The sequence below is a fragment of the Parasphingorhabdus pacifica genome (genome assembly GCF_054779195.1).
Map to the genome: position 1 here is coordinate 51,325 of NZ_BAAGYS010000010.1, position 18,980 is coordinate 70,304.

Below are 18,980 nucleotides of genomic sequence, written 5' to 3' on the forward strand. Positions count from 1 at the left end.
AGGGGTCACTCGGGCAGCTCGACGTCGTCGCGCACGGTGAGAGCGCGGCCGATACGGGCCTCGATCTTGGCGAACCGCCAGAGCTTGGCCTCGCCGTTGCCGACCGACGTGGTGCGGAACAGGTTGCAGGCCGCCTTGACCGTTTCCTGGGTGTCGACGTCGGCCAGGATGTAACAGGTCCACGGCCAGCCGTCGGACGGGCCGACCATGTGGGAGTCGTCGTCGATGTCGCCGATGAAGTCCACACCCGGCAACGCCTTGATCCCGTCCATCATGGACACAAATCCCTGCCAGACATGGCCATGGGTGATTCCGTCAGCGGGCAGGTCGAAGAAGTTCTGGTTGATGCCGATGCAGAAGAGCACGCGCAGTGGCGATGTGCTCATCGTGATCTCCTTGAGCTGGGGGGCAGGCTTGTCGTGTAGTCAGCGGAAACCGCGGATCGTCGGCGGCAGGCCCATGAGGACGCCACCGGCCGAGTCGTAGATGGACGGCCCGAGGAACGCGTGCTGCTTGGGCACCAGCGCATCGCCAGCCAGGTCCTGCAGCGGGTGGTCGGTGTAGATCGGTGCGGTTCCGGAGATCTCGACCAGGCCGCTCACGACATCGGACGAGATCTTGGCCAGATGCGCCGAAGCGAGCCGGAGTGCTGCGTTCTGCTCGTCACTGGCGGTATTCCCAGCGAGGACGGTCTGCCACACTTCGTCGCTCAGGTCGTAGAACCAGGCCCGCGCGGACCGCAACGCCGCCTCAGCACGGGCGACCTCGGTGCGGTAGTAGGGGCGCTCAGCGAGCTTCGGGGCGCCGGTGATGCCGACGTAGCCGCCGCCGACCTGCTTGGCGTAGTCCAGCGCGGCGCGAGCCACTCCGGCGCCGACGACAGCCAGCACCTGGGAAGCATAGGCGATCGCCGGATAGTGGTAGAGAGGTTCGTCCACGGTGGGCTCGCCGCCGCGGATGAAGGTCCATTCGCGGGGTACCTCCACCCCGCGGACCACGATGTCGAAGGAGCCGGTGGCGCGCATGCCGACCACGTCCCAGTCCTGGACGATCTCGCACTGCTCGGGCCGCAGCACCGCGGTGCGCGGTTTGCCGCCGGAGGCTTCGTCCCCCGGAAGACCGACCCCGAGCACGTCGGCGCCCATGCAGCCGCTGGCGAACTTCCAGTGACCGTCGACAAGGAATCCGCGCTCGGTGGGGTCGGCGGTCTGCATCGGAAACAGTCCGCCGGCGAACGCCACGTCCGGTCCGTCGCGATAGAGCTCCGCCTGGGTGTCCAGCGGCAACGCGGCCAGGTAGATCAGTGCGGAGCCGAAGCTTGCCACCCAGCCAGTAGAGCCGTCCACGACGGAGATTCGCTCGATTGTTTCCAGGAACTCGGCAGGGGGAAGCGGTTTACCGCCGAACTTGCTGGGCGCTGCGGCGCGGTAGATTCCGACCTGTTTGAGACGAGCGATGAAGTCCTTGGGGACGTAGCGCTGCTCGCGGAACTCGAGCCTTCGCTCGGCGAGCTCGGCGAGCACGTCGTCCAAATCGGCGGCATGGCTCACGGAGTCCTGTGCGTTCACGGCGGCCGAAGGATGAGCCTCCTGTGTGTGCACCATCGCACCTCCTCGTCATTGCAGGTTGTGTATCGACGGTAGGCAGCCGAGCGGGGCGGGCGTAATTGGTAGTGCCCATGCCCGGGTTGGGGGTTTCCTCTTCAGAAGTAGGGGAATTCTTTACGCGCCGAATGCGTGCGGCTGACCTACGCTGTTGGAATGTGGGTGGATCCGCGTGCGCCCGAGCTGGTCACGAAGGACTTCGTGGCGATGATGAACGCCACCCGGATGTGCGTGCTCGTGCACGACGCCGAGACCAAGAGGATCTTGTGGGCCAACCCTGCCGCGTGCGAGATGCTCGGCTGGAGCGTCAGCGAACTGCGGCCGCTCAAGGCGAACGACATGAGCAGTTCCGCGCAGCAGTACGACCGCGTGCTCGGGCGGGCCTGGTTGCAGCAAGCCGTGGAGAAAGGCACGAACCGGATCGAGTGGCACTATCGGACGAGGACCGGCCGAGTGATCCCCACCGACGCGATCGGCATGCGGGTGGAGCTGGCGCAGGGGCCGGCTGTGATGGTGCAGTTCCGGGACATCGAACGCGAGCAGGAGATCGAGCAGAAACTCAGGCTGACCACGTCCTACATCGACGCGTTGGCTCACCACACTTCCACGATCGCGCTGATGCTGGACGCCACCGGCGCACTGCGCTTCGCCACCGACACGGCGTTGGCGCTGCTCGGGGCGGATTCCACGGCAACACTCGGCCATCTGGAGCGCTACGGCACACTCCGGTTGGACGGCCGTCCGAGCAGCTGGGACGAGGTGCTCGGACGTGCCGACCCGGTGACCGCAGTGCAGCTGGCGATCCCCGGCGACGAGGACGCGCCGGTGTGGCTGGAAGGCAGTCTGGAGCGGCTGCAGGAGGCCGGAGAAGACGCGCTCCTGCTGATCCTGCACGACGTGTCCGGCCGGGTGCACGAGGAAGTGCGCAGGGAGCGCGAGCTGCAGCAGGAGAACTACCTGGCGCGCTACAACGCCATGGGCGACATGGCGATGGCGATCGCGCACGAGCTCGGCCAGCCGCTCGCAGCAGCCGGGAACTTCCTCGCCGGGGCCACTCGGCGCACCGAGGCGTTGGAGGCGGCGGGCGAGCTTTCCAGCTCCTCGGCAGCCCATCTGACCTTCGGTATCGGCAGCGCCGTTCGGCAGGTCGACCGCGCCAGCACCATCGTTGGCGCGGTGCGCGCTTTCGTAGGGCACATCGAGCACGTCCGGCAGGTTGTGGACCTTTGCGAGGTGGTCGCCGAGTGCCTGTATTTCGTGCGGCTTCGCGCGGACGCGGCTGCGGTCGAGATTATCGTCCGCCAGCATTCCGAGCCGGTACCGGTCCGGTGCGAGCGGGTGCTCACCGGGCAGGTGCTGCTCAACTTCTGCTTCAACGCAATCGACGAGATGGCCGCGTGCCCGCCCGATCGGCGCCGGATCGTGATCAACACCGGCGTGGACGGCGATCAGGGCGTGATCACCGTGGATGATCAGGGCAGGGGCCTGCCGCACGACCCGTTCGCGGAGTCGTTCACCTCTAAAGAGCACGGCAGTGGAATCGGGCTGGCGCTATCCTACCGCATCATCACTCGGCAGCACGGCCGGATCTGGGCCGAGCAGGGCCCGGAGGGCGGCTCACGCTTCGGCTTGACACTCCCGCTAGCGGAGACGGAGGGAAGCGGCGCCGCGTAAGGGAATTTCTTAGCTATGCCGGGCTAACTCTCAATACCCCCGCCCTCGCCGCCATGCGTACGTTCGACGCCTATCCGATAGTACATCGCTGTGGGCTCCGTGTTTGCCCGCCCGATTGTCCCAGGAGGAATCGTGCCCGAACTGACCCGGACGCAGCGGGAGTTCCGCGCCGCGATGGCGAATCTGTCGGCAGCGGTCAACGTCATCACGACCGACGGCCCCCGAGGCAGAGCGGGCATAACGGTGAGCGCGACATGCTCGGTGACCGACTCCCCACCGACGGTCCTGGTCTGCGTCAACCGGTCCAGCCGCTCACACGAAATCCTGGTCGGCAACGGCCGCATCGCGGTCAACGTGCTCGGCTCTGGGCACGGAGACCTGGCGATGCACTTCGCCGGTGCTACCAAGGTGCCCACGGCGGATCGCTTCGACGACGGTCCCTGGGACCTGGTTACCCACGGTGTCCCGGTGCTGCAGGGCGCGGCCGCCTCCGTGGTCGGCAATGTCGTAGCGGAGCGGACGCTGGGTTCGCATTCGGTGCTATTCGTCGAAGTGGAGGCGGTGGTCACCAGCGACGACATCGGCGCCCTGGTGTACTTCCAGCGCCAGTTCCACAGCCTGACCACCTCGGCCGCCTGACCGCTCCGGACTCGAAGAGGAGATCCCGAGTGAACGCACCAACCAGCCTATTCAGCCATCGTATGACGCTGACCTGCTACAACGACACCCACGGCTACGGATGGCGGCATGTAGATCTGTTCGTCCACGACGCCGAGGGCCGCGAGCTGAACTGGGTGCACTGGCACGTGCCCCACGACGGCCCCGACGCCGCAGATGCCGTCACCGCGAAGGTCGAGCCGCAACTACGGCGCACCTCCGAGTGGCGGCACGGGGTGAGCGAGAGCGGGATGGACTACTGGGTTGCCGACGCCGCATGGGACGAAGCATGACCGTGACCGCCACCGCGCTGGACAAGCACCGACCGTGGCCATTGCGCGACCTCGTCATCGCGCTGACCGCTGGCGCCACAACTCCCCTCGAAGTTTGGGCGCGCGCGCAGCAACGGATCGCCGAGACGGAACCCTGGTTGCGTGCCTGGGTCGAGCGGGACGCGGATCCCGCCGTGACCGGTTCGGGCAAGCTCGGCGGCATTCCCCTTGGTGTCAAGGACATCATCGACGTGGCCGGGTTCCCCACTCGGTGCGGTTCGCGGCTGCGGGCCCACGCTGCGCCGGCCGACGCCGACGCAGCGATCGTGACCGCGTGGCGCCGGGCCGGGGCGATCCCGGTCGGCAAGACGGTCACCACCGAATTCGCGTTCTTCTCCCCCGGACCCACGCAGAACCCGGCCGCACTCGGACACACACCGGGCGGCTCCTCAAGCGGCTCGGCAACCGCGGTCGCCTCCGGACAGGTACCACTTGCCCTCGGCTCACAGACCGCGGGCTCGGTGACCCGACCCGCGTCGTACTGCGGCGTCGCTTCGCTGGTGGTGAGCCAGGGACGCTTCCCCGTCGACGGGGTCACCGGGCTCAGCTCCAGCCTGGACAGCCACGGCGTCTTCGCCGCCCGCGTCTCCGATCTCGCGGTGGCTTTCTCTGCGCTCACAGGTGAACCGGATGCCGGGGGCACCCTGGTGCGGCCGCCCCGGCTGCTCCTGTGGCGCGCGGCACCGCTCGAAGTCGTCGAGCCGGAGATGCGCGCCGCCCTCGGCACAGCCCGCGAACGCCTGTCGACCGCGGGCGCGGTCATCGATGAATTCCCGGCCGAGCGTCTGGCCGCCGAAGTGGCGGCGGCGCATCCGGTAGTGATGGGCTATGAAGCGGCGCGGGAACGGGCCACGGAGCTGGCGCAGGCGTCGCGGCTGAGCGCTCCCCTGGCGAATCTGCTCCGGACCGGGGCCGATACGCCGGATGAGGATTACTCGGCGGCACAACGCATCATGCGAGAGGCGGGCGAGCGGGTCACCGCGTTGCTGGACTCCTACGACGCGATCCTCGGCCCAGCTGCGCCAGGACCGGCGCCCGTCGGGCTGCATGCGACCGGCGACCCGGTGCTCAGCCGCCCATGGCAGGCGCTCGGCGTCCCGGCGGTCGCCGTGCCAGGGTTGTCCACACCGAACGGTCTTCCGCTGGGTTTGCAGCTTATCGGGCGCCGCCGCGGAGAAACCGCGCTGCTCGGCACCGGCTGCTGGACAGAAGCGGCGCTGGCGGGACGAGACCGCGACTGAACACGCCACATCGGAACCGCTTCCCGGCCGGTGCCCCGTCGAGCAGGGGTCACCAGGACCCACGCCACCAGCGGTGACCTGCCGGACCAAAACTTCCTCGCGTATCGCGTCAGACTTCGACGCGATACGCGAGGATGTCACGCACCAGCGTGCCGAGACTTTCCGCCCCGGTCTTGGCCTTGATCCGCGCGCGGTGCACGTCGATGGTCTTCACACTGGTGCCCAGCCAGTGGGCGACCATCTGGCTGGGCAAACCTTCGATGACGAGCCGGAGCACCTCGCGCTCCCGCTGGGTGAGCCCGTCGAGCCGCCGCACGACCTCCTGCCGTGCGGTGTGCTCGGCGAACCGCCTGCGCGCCTCGTGCTGTTGCTGTTGCACCACCTCGATAATCCGCTGCGGCTCGTACGGCTTTTCCAGGAAGTTCACCGCCCCCTGACTGAGCGCCCGCACCGACATCGGGATGTCTCCATGTGCCGAACAGAAGATGACCGGCGCGGGATACCCGCGCTCGGTCAACGCCTCCTGCAACCCGAACCCGCTCATACCGGGCATGCGCACGTCGACGATGACGACCGCCGGCTCGTCCGGGTCGAACTCCGCCAGGAAGGCGGGGGCATCCGGGTAGGTCAGCGCCTGGATGCCCACGCTTCCCAACAGAAAGGCGAGGGAGTTCCGGAGGTCGTCATCGTCGTCGACGATATGGACGACGGCGTCCTCGGTCATGGCTTCATAAGTACCGAGGCCATGGGGTAGTCGCTGGCGAAGTTGCTCGACAAGGGGGCGACAAACACGTTCTCAGTGCGGGTCCGGGTGACCTTCCATCCCTGGTCGGTCTTGCGGAAGGCGTTGTTCAGACGGCTGGACCGCAACAGGGACTTACCATCGGAGAACAACCACGGCTGCATGTGAATCCACTGCCCCGTCGCCTCGTCGCCCTCCACATGAATTTGCTCCGAGGTCAGGTAGTGCGCGTTGAGTAACAGAGCCGGATCCTGCTTCTCCCCCCAGAACTTCTGGAAATGCTTGCGGATGGCCTCTGCGCCCTCCGCGCGCCCGAACTGCCCGGTGTAGTACTCGCCCACGCCTTCCCACACCGCATCCTCGGTGTACAACTCCATGATCAGATCGATCCTGTGCGCGTCATCGCGCACCCCGAACTCCGGCTGCGGTGTATCGCACAGGAACATGTATCGCGCCTGCACCCGGCGGATCTCAGCCTCCGCCTCCAGCACTTCCACCCGACGGGCCAGCGTTTGCAGGGTTGGCTCGGTCATCATTATCTCCTTCACAGCACGATGGTGACGGTCTTGGACTCGGTGTTGGCGAGGATTCCTTCGTAGCCGAGCTCACGGCCCACACCACTGGCCTTGAGCCCGCCCCACGGCAGCTGGGGCGCCAGCGGCGACCAGCCGTTCACCCCGACCGCGCCGACCTCCAGTTCCGCCGAGACGGTGTGCGCCCGGCTGGCATCGGAGGTCCACACGGTGGCGGCGAGGCCGTAGTCGTTGTCGTTCGCCAGTGCGATCGCCTCTGCGTCGTCGTCGAACGGAATCACTGTGCCGACGGGGCCGAAGATCTCCTCACGAGCGATGGTGAGCTCGTTGGTACCGGCGAAAACGGTGGGCGTGACGAAGAAGCCGGGTCCGTCGGTAGTCCGTCCGCCGGCGACCAACTCAGCTCCCTCTTCTTGTCCTTTGTGGACGTATCCCAGAACCTTTTCGCGCTGCTTCGCGTTGATCAACGGGCCCATTGTGGTCGCGGAGTCGAACGGGTCGCCCAGGACCTGGGCCTCAGCGGCCTGCTTCAATCCGTCGAGCACGGCGTCCAGCACCTTGCGGTGCGCGAAGATCCGGGTGCCTGCAGCGCAGACCTGACCCTGGTTGGTGAAGATCCCCGTCGCCAGGCCGCGGATCGCGGACCGCAGGTCGGCGTCGTCGAAGACGAGCTGCGGCGACTTCCCGCCCAGCTCGAGCGTGGTGCGCTTGAAGTTGCCCGCGGAGTCGCGCAGGATCCGGCGGCCCACCTCGGTAGAGCCGGTGAAACTCACCTTGTTCACACCCGGGTGGACCGCCAACGCCTCGCCGGTGACCCTGCCGAGGCCGGGAAGCACTTGCACCGTGTCGACCGGAAAACCTGCTTCCTCCACGAGCTTCGCCAAGTGCAGGCTCGACAGCGAGGCGTCCTCGGCCGGCTTGACGATCACCGTGTTACCGGTAACCAGCGCGGGCGCGAGCTTCCAGCCCAGAATCATCAACGGCGCGTTCCAGGGCACGATCGCGGCGATCACGCCGACCGGCTCGCGCCGGGTGTAGGAGTGCGTCGGCGCACCGAAGTAGCCGTCGGTGGTGAGCACCTCGCCGTTGACCTTGTCGGCCCAGCCCGCGTAGTAGCGCAGGGAGGCGATCAGGTTGGGCACGAACAGACCCTCGGCGACCGCAACCGGGGCGCCCATGTCGAGCGCCTCGAGCCGCGCCAGCTCCTGCGCGTCACGCTCGGCCAGATCCGCCAACCTTGTGAGCAGGACGCCCTTCTGGGACGGCGAGGTTGCCGCCCATCCACCGCGCAGCGCACGCGTGGCCGCCGTGACGGCCCGGTCGACATCAGCTTCGTCAGCCGAGGCGATCTCGGCCAGAGGCTCGCCAGTGGCGGGATTAAGGGTGGTGAACGCGTCTGCGCCACCCTTCCGCCAAGCGCCGTCGAGATACAGATCGGTGGTCAAGGTGGCTACGTCGGCCATGGATTCTCCTTTGATCCTGATTCGAGGTGAAACGCGGTTCTGTTGGCACGCCGTGTACCCGCACAGGAGGCCACGCCGCATTCGACGACCGCCAGCACAGCAAGAGACGCGTGAGGGGTGTCGGCCGCGGCGCTGTGCCCCACTGTGGCTCCCAGTGGATGCGGCACGGCATTCCCCCGCCCTCGGTGGACTCGACGGGCAGCGCTTGAATCGACATGGCCCTTCCTTCGTCGGTTCTTTTCGAAATGCGCGGAAAACTCAGACCCGTTCGGCGACGGTGACCGGTGTCTCGCGCGGGGCCAGGCTGCGGGAGCGCAGCACACCGGCGGCGAACACGATCGGGACCACTGCCAACAGCACCGCCACGGTGGCCGCGCTACCCCCGGTGAGCACGCCGAAGTTGAGCACGACCTGCATCAGGACCCCGATCATGAGTACGGCAGAAAGGGCAGGCGCGAGGAGCGTCGTCCAGATGTTGCGCTCCACCCTGTTGCGGCGGAAGTAACCGATCACGGCCGCTGATGTGAGCGTGTAGAGCACAATCAGCGCGGCGACGGCAAGCCCGCTGAACCAGCTGAACAGCTGGTTGACCGGGTCCATCCCGGTGATCGCGAAAAAGGCGATCACCAACGCGGCGAGGATCGACTGGGCCAGCGACGCGACCGCGGGCGCCTGGTGTCGGTTTGTGCGCTCGAAGATCGGCGGGAACAGGCTGTTGCCCGCCATCGCGTGGAAATACCGGATGATCATGTTGTGGAAGGCCAGGATCCCGGCGAACAACGACGTGGACAGCAACACGTCGGCAGCCGTTCCGGCCCACGAGCCCAGCACAGCGCTGACCGGGTTCACCGCGAACGTGGCGGGATCACCGGACAGCGCCGCCAACGCCGCGTCCTGAGCCCGCGTCGCGCCGTAGAAGCAGATCAACATCCAGCTCACGAACGCGAGAAACACCGCGATCAGCACGACCGCGATATAGGTCGCCCGCGGCACGGTGCGGTGCGGGTCCTTGGCCTCGGCTGAGTAGATCGCGGTCGACTCGAATCCGAACATCGAGGCGATCGCGAACATGATCGCCACTCCAGGCGCGCCTGCCAGCACGGTATCCGGACCAAAACTGGCCGACACGTCGAGCGCGGACCAGCCCTTAGTCACGATCACGCCAACCGCGAACGCGATCAACAGCAGCAGTTCGAATGCCACCAGGACGGCGAGAACGCGGGCCCCCAGCTCAATCTTGCGGGATCCGAGGAACCACACAAGCACGATAGCCACCGCGACCCACACCCACCAGGGCGTGTGGATACCGAAATGGCGGGACAGCAGCCCGGCGAAACTGGAACCGAACAGTCCGTACATCGCCACCTGGACCGCGTTGTAGGACAGCATGGCCAGTGCGGAGCCTCCAGCCCCTGTGCGGAAACCCAGGCCAGCACGGATGACCGCGAAGAAGCCGCCGCGTGTGTCGAGATGGCGAGTGATCGTGGTGAACCCGACTGCGAATAACACGATCACGGCACCGACGATCAGGTACGCGCCAGGAGCCCCGGTGCCATTGCCAAGAGCTACGGCGAGCGCGGCCGCACCGACGATGCTGGTAAGCGGCGCCTGGGCCGAAAGCACGAAGAACAATATCCCCGGAACGCCGAAGGCATCCCGCTTCAGGCTGGTGTGGTGGGGGATTTCCGCGTTCGTCATTGAGCGCCTCCGCCGGGAACTGGCATGGCGGCGCCGATAGCGACCGCCGACAACGCAGACAACAATCCGCCTCACAAACCAAACTTGTCAAGTGGATAGTTCTGGTTATAGGTTCACTTCGCCAACACTCACCTAGCGAGGAGCAGCGATGCGCTTCGTGCACGACACGCTGCCGCAACGAATCCGGTTCGCCTCCGGGGACGCGGCGGCGCAACTGGCCGAAGAAATCTCCAGGCACGGCTACTCCCGGGCCATGGTGATCGCGGCAGACCCCGAGAAGGAGCTCGCCCAGCGGGTGGCGGCCGACATCTCGGTCGCGGTTTGGCACGACGAGGTCGCCATGCACGTCCCCCTCGAAGTTACCCAGCAAGCGCGTGACGTGGCGGCCATCCACGATGTCGACGTTCTCGTGCCCGTGGGCGGTGGTTCGACCACCGGCCTGGCGAAGGCCGTCGCCCTCACCACCGGCCTGCCGATCGTCGCCGTCCCCACCACCTACGCGGGCTCTGAGGCGACCAACGTGTGGGGTCTGACCGAGGACAACCGCAAGACCACCGGAGCGGATGATCGCGTGCTTCCCCGGACGGTCGTGTACGACGCTTCGCTGATGCTCTCCCTGCCGGTACCGATGTCGGTGGCCTCTGGATTGAACGCGCTCGCGCACTGCATCGACTCGCTGTGGGCGCCACGAGCGAACCCGATCAACGCGGCGCTCGCCGGTGAGGCGATCCGCGCGCTCAACCTCGGCCTACCAAAGGTCGTAGCCGACCCCGCCGCACTCCCCGGTCGCGAACAGGCGCTCTACGGCGCGTATCTGTCCGCGGTCGCGTTCGCCTCGGCCGGCTCCGGTCTGCACCACAAGATCTGCCATGTCCTAGGTGGGATGTTCGACCTACCGCATGCGCAGACGCACGCCGTGGTGCTCCCCCATGTACTGGCCTTCAACGGCCCCTTCGCGCCCGATGCGGAACGCCGCATCGCCGCGGCCTTCTACACGCCGTCAGCGGAAGAGGGACTCGTCGCCCTGCGTGGTGCGCTCGAAGCTCCGGTCGCACTGCGGGATTACGGCATGCCCGAGAGCGGGATCGGCCCTGCCGCAGACGCCGTGCTGGCCGCCGTCCCCGCCGGAAACCCCTCCCCCATCACCACGGAGAACCTCACGGCGCTGGTACGCGCCGCCTGGGAAGGAGACTTTTCCCGATGACCGACTCGCTCCACGCCACGCAGAGCGCCCGCGAGGCCGAACTCGTCGAACGCGTCCTACGCTCCCTCGACGGCTGCACGGACCCGCGACTGCGCGAACTCATGCACAGCCTGGTGCGTCATCTGCACGCATTCATCCGCGAGGTACGGCTGACCGAAGAAGAATGGGACACAGCCATCGAGTTCCTCACCCAATGCGGGCACATCACCGACGACCGGCGCCAAGAGTTCATCCTGCTGTCCGACGTCCTCGGCGCGTCGATGCAGACAATCACCGTGAACAACCAGGCCTACGGCGACGCCACCGAGGCAACCGTCTTCGGCCCGTTCTTCCTCGAAGGCTCACCCGAAGTCCCCCTCGGCGGCGACATCTCCGCCGGCGCAGTGGGCGAACCATGCTGGGTGGAGGGCACGATCACCGACACCGACGGCATTCCCCTTTCCGGAGCCGTGATCGAGATCTGGGAAGCCGACGAAGACGGCCTCTACGACGTGCAGTACACCGACAACCGCACTGCCGCGCGCGCCCACCTGCACACCGACGAACAGGGGCGCTACTACTTCTGGGGAATCACCCCGACCCCCTACCCCATCCCGCACGACGGCCCCGTCGGACAGCTGCTGGAAGCGGTCGGCCGCTCCCCCATGCGCGCCGCGCACCTGCACTTCCTGGTGCGCCACCCCGGCCACCGCACCCTCGTCACCCACATATTCGTCCGCGGAGACGAACTCCTTGGCCACGACAGCGTCTTCGGTGTTAAGGACTCCCTCGTCAAGGATTTCAACCGGCAGGCGGCCGGAACATCCGCTCCGGACGGTCGGGAGATCGGGGGAACCTGGTCGAGGGCACGGTTCGACATCGTGCTCGCGCCCACCAGACGGTAGGCTCCCCACAGCGGCGGTCGTGGTGAACCGTGCGGCGGTCGCCACGGCCGCCCTTTCACGCCGTCGGCGCGCCGTCGCGCCACGTGCTTGGTATTGCCGAGGATCCGCACGCGCGCCTGCCCGTACCGGTAACTCCGGCCACCGTTGAACACGATGCCGACCTTTCCGTCCGGCTGGCGCTCATACCGGGATATATCGGACGTTCGGTCCTCAAACCTCCCGGTATTCTGGTCGAGAATCAGGACTGCTTCACGGCGCGGATCGATCCCACGGTCCCCTCAGTGCCGAAGATGAGCGGCGCCGCGAGGTCTTCCGGACGACTGCCCCAGGGTGCGGCGCTGCTCGGCCACCTGGAACTACAGCAGAAGATCGGCGGCTTCTTCAACAAGATCGACGGTGTCAGGCGTCCCTGTTCCTCCGACCGCACCAACTCGCTCGCGTCCGCGACCCGGAAACAAACGGCTTGCGGCCAGCCGAGCCATCCTTCTGACACCCGCGCCGGCTCCTTGGAATTCCTGCTCATCGGCCGGTCACCGTCATGGCACCCCCTGCCCCATGTCGCCGTGACCGCGTTCCTCGTGAACTTGACATCACCTGTGTTGAAACCACCAAGAACGGCCCGCCAGCCGACACCGACGCCCCGGGTTCAGTGGCCTCCGCGAGAGTCGCCGCTGCGGAGGGGCGGCTTGCCTGCGAGCGTGACCCAGAGTTGAGGGTCGAAGTGGTCCTGGGGTAGTTGGGCGACCATGTAGCGCACGCTGCGTTCGACCTTCACCCGCCACCGGCGGGCTGCTTCGTCGCCATCGGCGTTGCGGATCGCCTCGAAGAGGCCCGCGTCCTCGCGGGCGATGAGGTCGACGGCTTCGGCCCAGTCCAGCTGCAGCACGGAGTTGAACATGCGCAGGCGCATCGACAGGCGTTCGAAGATCACTCCTGCTTGCGGCAGCTGCGCTGTTCGGGCGATCTCGTTCTGGAAGCGGAGGTCGGCTTCCCCGATCTGAGCGTGGTCCCTGTTGCGGGCAACGGACCGGACCTCGGCCAAAGCGGTGGCCACCGGGCCCAGCACGACGCGGGATCGCATGGCGATGCGGCGCATCAGCAGGCCGCCCACCGAGGCGCGCAACGCGTAGAGGTCGATGATGTTCTCGGCGTTCACGTGCGGAACGGCGACCCCGCGGTTGGGGAGCAACTCAAGCATCCCCTCTTCGGCAAGGACCCGTAGGGCCTCGCGGACCGGGCCGCGGGAGACGCCGAGCCTGACTGCCAAGGGTGCTTCCTTGACGCGCTCGCCGGGTTTGAACCGCCCACCCGTGAGTTCCTCGCGGACGAGTTCCGCCACGCGGTCCGCGATCCGCGGGGCGATGGCGCCCGAGCTCTGGGAGGTGTCGTCCTCGGCTGCGCCAGCGGCACCGGTTTGGACATCATTCCGCTGTTTCGAGTCATTAATAAGCCCGTGGTAATCCCGATCGCCGCGCCACAGGGCGCGAGGACTCTTGGTCCACGTGAACGGCTGTGCCGGTGGGTTCGACGCCCTGCACCAAGTGCGGAGCTCCTCTCGCAGGCCCGTCAACGACGCCGCGAAGCCGAGCACGTTCTCGTGGCTGGGCAGCGGCTGGCGGGTCAAGAGGACGTCGATCTCATCGAGCCATGCTCCTCGCGAAGCGACGGCATGCTGCCGAAACCGGAGGTGCGTCTCGATCCAGTTCGCCAGCACGTGCTCGTCCGGCACGGTGAGGCCGTCGACCAGCAGGTGAACGGTCATGCTCGCGGGCACGCTGCGCTCGAGACGCTCCAGAAAGTTTCGCAGCGAGCCGCCGTCGATGTAAGGGCCGGCTGGTGTGCTTTCGCTGACCTGTGCGAATGCGTCCGCCACCGCGAAGATTTCGCGGGCTTGCGCGGTGCGGCGCCGCACCGCTGGCGTCGCTGCAGTCGGAGTTCCACCGTCCAGCGAGGAGGCCGACTCCGCGACGGCGGCAACCGCCAGCACCCGTACCGGCGGGTCGATGAACAGTCCGACCACCTCGCGCGCCCCATGCGGCAGCAGGGCACGGTCGGTCTCGGGCCCTTCCTGACTCGGTACGAGGCGGTAAGTGCGCCAGATGCGGCTTACCGTTGCCTGGCTGGCACCGACCGCCGTCGCCATGGAACGGGTGGACCACCGGCGGCCGGAAGGCGCTGGGCCGAGCAGGCGGATCAGTACCTCGGTGACCACGGTGTCGCCGACGCGCGGGGGACGCCCAGGGCGGCTCCGCTCGGCGAGTCCTGCCAGTCCTTCAGTGGCGAACCTGGAACGCCACTTGCGCACCATGTCCAGGGATACGCCGAGCTGCTCGGCGGCGGCCTTGTTGGTCCCCTCTCCGTCGCATGCGAGCAGGATCCGTGCGCGCAACGCCAGTGCTTGCGAGCAATTGCGGCTTCGTGCCCAGCTCAGGAGCGTGGCTCGTTCCTCTTCGGTGAGGGCTACCGGGACGGGTTGACGTCCGGTCATGCTGGGAACCTAGGTGAATTTCCGACTCAATACAAGAGGCCGGTCGGGATGGGCTGCACGGACATTGTTGCCCTTCGAGCTTCTTCCCATACTTCGTCGCAAGTCGGCGGACACCCCGCCGCCACCCACAGGACCCCCACGAGCTCGCACCGACCACCACCCCCGGCCCTCCCGTTTGACGGCTCGACGCACGCACCGGATTCGAGGCCGCCCGGCCCTCCAGCCCGGTGTTCGATGCCTCGGTCGAGCGCAGGTGGGAACGGTGGGTACAGCAGAACCAAGTTCGAGGAAGGCCATTTCGATGAAAGACGTCGTCATCGTAGGAGGCGGTATCGCCGGACTGGCGGCCGCGTGGCGGCTGCGCCACTGGGACTCGGTGCTGCTCGAATCCGCAGGGCGCGTCGGTGGGCGCATTCGATCGGAACGCCGCGGCCCCTACTGGCTCAACTGGGGAGGCCATGTCTTCGCCGCTGGGAACTCGGCGACCGCCCGGTTGCTCGGCGAGACCGGTACCGACTCGATGGAAGTGCCGGGATCGCTGGCCGGATTGTCGATGAACGGCAAGCTCCTGCTGAACGGTCGGGTGGAGAGCTACCCGTTCCGGATCCCGATGAGCTGGTCCGCGCGTCTCGGAGTGCTCAAGGCGGGCGCCAAGGTCGGTCTGTCCGTCGCCCGGTACTCGCGAATCGTCCGGCGACGGCCGGGCGAAGACGAGGCGTCGCGACAGCAGCGGATCTACAACTTCCTCAACGATCGCAGCTTCGCCGACTTCATCGGCGACGTGCCCGACGACACGCGAGCGCTGTTCGAACCGACCGTGACCCGTTCTGCTGCGGACATCGACGAGCTCTCCGCCGGGGCAGGCGTCGGGTACTTCAGCCTGGTGTGGAACATCGGCAGTGGCCTCACGCACAACATCCTCGGCGGGCCTGCCACGCTCACCGAAGGCATTGCCGCCGCCCTGTCCGACCGTGTCGAGTTGGATACGACCGTCAACGAGATCGTGCACAAGAAGGATTCGGTCGTCGTCCGCTACCGGCAGGACGGAGTCGACAAGGAAATCGAAGCCCGGTGCGCGGTGCTGGCAACGCCCGCTACCGTCACCCATCAGATCGCGGGCGACCTCGACCCCGTCGTGCGGGAAGCCCTGTCGAAGGTGGTCTACGGACCGTACGTGAGCGCCGCGTTCCTCACCAATGAGACCGAACCCCAGCCCTGGGACGGCGCGTACGGCATCGCAACGCCGAAGCGCTCGTTCAACATCGCCTTGAACATGTCCAGCACCGCTCGGGCGGTCGAGACGCAACGCCGCCCCGGCAGCAGCATCATGACCTTCTCCCCCGGCAGCCTGGCGCGCGATCTTCTCGAGCGCGACGACGACGAGATCCGCAAGATCTACCTCGCCGACCTGGACGAGGTACTACCCGGCTCGGCCGACAAGGTCGTCGAGGCGCAGGTGCAGCGGTGGCCAACGGGTGCGCCCTACTGCTTCCCCGGTCGCGGAAAGCTGCAACCGGCGCTGACCAAGCGCAGCGGGCGGGTGTTCCTGGCCGGGGACTACCTCGGCACGCTCTACTCGGAGACGGCGGTCCAAACAGGACTTTCCGCCGCCCAGGAAGCGCGGAGCCTGCTGGCCACCGAGCGCCAGTCCACTCACACCGAATCGCACATCAAATAGCCACACCGGATTCGAAACCGCACCGACCGGCCGCCCGACGGCGATCGGGCGGTACACGCCCACATCACCATTCGAGGAGATTTCTTCACCATGCAGTCCCAACTGAGCGGTGTTCTCACCGCCCTGGCCACTCCGTTCACCGCCGACGAGCAGATCGACGTGGACAACCTGCGGCGCTTGGTCGATCGCACCATCGACGGCGGTGTCGGCGGAGTCGTCGCCTGCGGCTCCACCGGCGAGTCCGCGGCGATGAGCAACCAGGAGCGCCGGCTGATCGTCGAGACCGTGATCGAGCAAACGGCCGGGCGCGTACCGGTCGTGGCTCAGACTGGTGCCGTGAGCACCGCGGATGCCATCGAGCTCTCCCAGCACGCGCAGGACGCCGGTGCTTCGGTTCTGATGGTCGTCGCCCCGTACTACGAGCCGCTCACCCTCGACGAGACCCTGCACTATCTACGAACGGTGGCCAGCAAGGTCGACATCCCGGTGATGCTCTACAACCTGCCGGGTGCCACCGGGGTCAACCTCTCGCCGTCGATCGTCGGCCAGCTCGCCCGCGAGGTCGACAACATCCAGTACATCAAGGACACCAGTGCCGACATGTCGCAGGTCGGCCAGCTGATCCACCACCACGGCGACGTCATCTCCACCTTCGTCGGGTGGGACAGCCTGCTGCTGCAGGCGCTGACCGAAGGCGCTGCAGGTGTCATGGCGGGGACCGCCAATGTGATCCCGGCCGAGCTGGTCTCCGTCCAGCAGGCCCTGCAGGCCGGCGAGCTCGAGCGCGCACGTTCGGAGTGGGCTCGGATCTACCCGCTCATGGACGCGATGATGTCCGCTCCCTTCATCCCCGCCATCAAGACAGCGCTCAACGCCAGCGGGTTCCCAGCCGGAAAGCCGCGCAGCCCGCTGCTGGAGACGGATCCCGCCACGGCCGAGACGATCTCGAAGCTGCTCGCGGAACTGGACTGACCCGGCACGACACCCCGCGCCGCGGCCGAGCCGCGGCGCGATCCCGGGCGGGATTCGCGAACCTGTCCTCCGGTCCTCCCGCACACGGACAGCAGGATACCGGCCCCGCGAACGCACAGTGCCGGTGGTCCTGCACCGCGACCGCAGGAGATTGCCGGCCGAATCCCGCCCGGGTTTCCACGATCGACGCACCGATGGAGGAAGCGACCCCATGACGACCTCAGCCCAGTCCACCACGGCCGCGGTTCGCCGAGCGACTGATGCAGCTCAGCTGTTCGCCACCGCCGACCTCCCACCCTCGCGCCACTTCGTCGATGGTGGCTACGTCGATTCCAGCTCCACGCAAGTCCTCGACGTGGGGGATCCGTGTTCCGATAACGTGCTGTGCCACACACCCGACGGGACGCTCGAGGACGTCGACCAAGCCGTAGCCGCGGCCGTGGCGGCCAAGGAATCCTGGGCGAAACGCGTGCCCAAGGAGCGGTCCGACCTGCTGCACGCCATCGCCGACCGCGTCACCGGCCACAGCGACCTGCTCGCCCGCCTAGAATCCGCCAACACCGGCAAGCCCCTTGCCGTCTCCCAGGACGACGTCGCCGGCACCATCGACACCTTCCGCTTCATGGCCGGCGCAGTCCGCGCCACTACCTCCATGGCCGCCGACGACTACGTCGATGACCACCTCTCGATCATCCGGCGCGAACCCGTCGGCGTCGTCGGCGTGGTCACGCCCTGGAACTACCCGCTGATGATGGCCGCCTGGAAGATCGCTCCGATCCTCGCCGCGGGCAACACCTGCGTGCTCAAGCCCTCCGAGCAAACCCCGGTCACCACGCTGAAGTTCGCCGAACTCGTCGCCGACCTGATCCCCGCCGGTGTGCTCAACATCGTCACCGGTCGCGGCGACGTGGTCGGCGCCCGACTGTCGTCGCATCCGGACATCGCACTGATCGCGCTCACCGGGTCCGTCCCGAGCGGCCGAGCGGTCGCGCGCGCCGCCGCAGATGACCTCAAGCGCGTGCACCTCGAGCTCGGCGGCAAGGCGCCCGTGGTGATCTTCGAGGACGCCGATCTGGCCGCCGCTGCCGCCACCCTGCGAACCGCCGGGTACTGGAACTCCGGTCAGGAATGCGGTGCCGGGTGCCGCGTACTGGTGCACGAGTCGGTCGCTGACCAGTTCGTGGAGCACCTGGTGCAGGAAGTCGGCACCTTGGTCACCGGCGAACCAGCCGTCGACGATGCCGAACTCGGCCCCGTGGTCTCCAAACCCCACTACGACCGCGTGCTCGGCTACCTCGACCGCGCCCAACGCGACGGTTGCCGGGCCGTGCTCGGCGGCAGCGCGCTCGACGGCCCCGGCTACTTCGTCGCGCCCACCGTGCTCGTCGACATCCCCGAAGACGCCGAGATCACCCGTGAAGAAGTATTCGGCCCGGTCGTCACCGTCGAAACCTTCCGGGACGAAGACGAGGCGGTCCGTCGCGCCAACAACGTGGCCTACGGACTGTCCGCGTCGGTCTGGACCGAAAACGCCCGCCGTTCCCACACGGTCGCCGACCGCTTGGACGCCGGAACGGTCTGGGTCAACTCACACCTCGTCCTCGCCAACGACGTCCCATGGGGCGGGTTCAAGGGATCCGGCTACGGCCGCGATCTGTCGATCTACGCTCTCGATGACTACTCCCGCACCAAGCACGTCATGCACAACCACGAACGTTGACCTTCGACCCGCCGAGCCGCGGAACCGACGGCTGCCGAATTGGTTTCGCGGCTCGGTGGACGGCGAGTGTCGACATCGGACGCTGCGTTG

At 67.2% G+C, this 18,980-nt stretch carries 17 protein-coding genes; 9 read left to right on the forward strand and 8 right to left on the reverse strand.

The window, feature by feature from the left end; genetic code table 11:
• Positions 1-5: 5 nt before the first annotated feature.
• Together ACYVAN_RS15560 and ACYVAN_RS15565 are read right to left on the reverse strand one after the other, a co-directional pair.
• Positions 6-386, reverse strand: coding sequence for a hypothetical protein (locus tag ACYVAN_RS15560; RefSeq protein WP_460960189.1), 381 nt, complete (start codon positions 384-386; stop codon positions 6-8).
• A gap of 39 nt (positions 387-425) precedes the next feature.
• Complete coding sequence (locus ACYVAN_RS15565) at positions 426-1,604, reverse strand: acyl-CoA dehydrogenase family protein (RefSeq protein WP_460960191.1); 1,179 nt, start codon at positions 1,602-1,604, stop codon at positions 426-428.
• Positions 1,605-1,760: 156 nt separating this feature from the next.
• Here ACYVAN_RS15565 and ACYVAN_RS15570 point away from each other — a divergent pair, with 156 nt between their 5' ends.
• The 4 genes from ACYVAN_RS15570 to ACYVAN_RS15585 all read left to right on the forward strand — a co-directional run bounded on the left by ACYVAN_RS15570 (position 1,761) and on the right by ACYVAN_RS15585 (position 5,508).
• Positions 1,761-3,278, forward strand: a complete 1,518-nt coding sequence (locus ACYVAN_RS15570) for a PAS domain-containing sensor histidine kinase (RefSeq protein WP_460960193.1) — start codon at positions 1,761-1,763, stop codon at positions 3,276-3,278.
• 132 nt (positions 3,279-3,410) lie between these two features.
• A complete protein-coding gene (locus ACYVAN_RS15575; protein WP_460960195.1) occupies positions 3,411-3,917 on the forward strand; it encodes a flavin reductase in 507 nt (168 codons plus the stop codon).
• A gap of 29 nt (positions 3,918-3,946) precedes the next feature.
• A complete protein-coding gene (locus ACYVAN_RS15580) occupies positions 3,947-4,228 on the forward strand; it encodes a hypothetical protein (protein ID WP_460960197.1) in 282 nt (93 codons plus the stop codon).
• Complete coding sequence (locus ACYVAN_RS15585) at positions 4,225-5,508, forward strand: amidase (RefSeq protein ID WP_460960199.1); 1,284 nt, start codon at positions 4,225-4,227, stop codon at positions 5,506-5,508. Before ACYVAN_RS15580 ends, ACYVAN_RS15585 begins: the two co-directional genes overlap by 4 nt.
• Positions 5,509-5,617: 109 nt before the next feature.
• Here the strand turns inward: ACYVAN_RS15585 and ACYVAN_RS15590 are convergent, their stop codons facing one another.
• The 4 genes from ACYVAN_RS15590 to ACYVAN_RS15605 all read right to left on the reverse strand — a co-directional run bounded on the left by ACYVAN_RS15590 (position 5,618) and on the right by ACYVAN_RS15605 (position 9,944).
• A complete protein-coding gene (locus tag ACYVAN_RS15590) occupies positions 5,618-6,232 on the reverse strand; it encodes a response regulator transcription factor (protein WP_460960201.1) in 615 nt (204 codons plus the stop codon).
• Positions 6,229-6,783 (reverse strand): nuclear transport factor 2 family protein, encoded by a 555-nt coding sequence (locus ACYVAN_RS15595; protein WP_460960203.1) that lies wholly within the window; start codon positions 6,781-6,783, stop codon positions 6,229-6,231. The genes ACYVAN_RS15590 and ACYVAN_RS15595 overlap by 4 nt, the downstream gene beginning before the upstream one ends.
• An 11-nt stretch (positions 6,784-6,794) precedes the next feature.
• Positions 6,795-8,246 carry an aldehyde dehydrogenase family protein gene (locus ACYVAN_RS15600; protein WP_460960205.1) on the reverse strand — a complete coding sequence of 484 codons (1,452 nt, stop codon included), beginning with the start codon at positions 8,244-8,246 and terminating at the stop codon, positions 6,795-6,797.
• A gap of 258 nt (positions 8,247-8,504) precedes the next feature.
• Positions 8,505-9,944, reverse strand: coding sequence for an APC family permease (locus tag ACYVAN_RS15605; protein ID WP_460960207.1), 1,440 nt, complete (start codon positions 9,942-9,944; stop codon positions 8,505-8,507).
• Positions 9,945-10,092: 148 nt separating this feature from the next.
• Between ACYVAN_RS15605 and ACYVAN_RS15610 the strand changes: the two genes are divergently transcribed.
• Entirely contained in the window at positions 10,093-11,148 is a 1,056-nt protein-coding gene (locus tag ACYVAN_RS15610) for a maleylacetate reductase (protein ID WP_460960209.1), read from the forward strand.
• On the forward strand, positions 11,145-12,032 hold the full coding sequence (locus ACYVAN_RS15615) for an intradiol ring-cleavage dioxygenase (RefSeq protein ID WP_460960211.1): 888 nt from the start codon (positions 11,145-11,147) through the stop codon (positions 12,030-12,032). The genes ACYVAN_RS15610 and ACYVAN_RS15615 overlap by 4 nt, the downstream gene beginning before the upstream one ends.
• Before the next feature lie 238 nt (positions 12,033-12,270).
• On the opposite strand, the gene ACYVAN_RS15620 is transcribed toward ACYVAN_RS15615, so the two are convergent.
• Both ACYVAN_RS15620 and ACYVAN_RS15625 read right to left on the reverse strand, forming a co-directional pair.
• Complete coding sequence (locus tag ACYVAN_RS15620; RefSeq protein WP_460960212.1) at positions 12,271-12,525, reverse strand: hypothetical protein; 255 nt, start codon at positions 12,523-12,525, stop codon at positions 12,271-12,273.
• Positions 12,526-12,678: 153 nt separating this feature from the next.
• A complete protein-coding gene (locus tag ACYVAN_RS15625; protein ID WP_460960214.1) occupies positions 12,679-14,520 on the reverse strand; it encodes a helix-turn-helix domain-containing protein in 1,842 nt (613 codons plus the stop codon).
• 301 nt (positions 14,521-14,821) lie between these two features.
• Here ACYVAN_RS15625 and ACYVAN_RS15630 point away from each other — a divergent pair, with 301 nt between their 5' ends.
• The 3 genes from ACYVAN_RS15630 (at position 14,822) to ACYVAN_RS15640 (ending at position 18,890) form a co-directional block, all read left to right on the forward strand.
• On the forward strand, positions 14,822-16,198 hold the full coding sequence (locus ACYVAN_RS15630; protein WP_460960216.1) for a protoporphyrinogen/coproporphyrinogen oxidase: 1,377 nt from the start codon (positions 14,822-14,824) through the stop codon (positions 16,196-16,198).
• Between the two features lie 90 nt (positions 16,199-16,288).
• Positions 16,289-17,170: a 4-hydroxy-tetrahydrodipicolinate synthase gene (gene dapA, locus ACYVAN_RS15635; RefSeq protein WP_460960218.1), complete on the forward strand. Its 882-nt coding sequence runs from the start codon at positions 16,289-16,291 to the stop codon at positions 17,168-17,170.
• A gap of 211 nt (positions 17,171-17,381) precedes the next feature.
• Positions 17,382-18,890 carry an aminobutyraldehyde dehydrogenase gene (locus tag ACYVAN_RS15640; RefSeq protein ID WP_460960220.1) on the forward strand — a complete coding sequence of 503 codons (1,509 nt, stop codon included), beginning with the start codon at positions 17,382-17,384 and terminating at the stop codon, positions 18,888-18,890.
• The last annotated feature ends 90 nt before the right edge of the window (positions 18,891-18,980 follow it).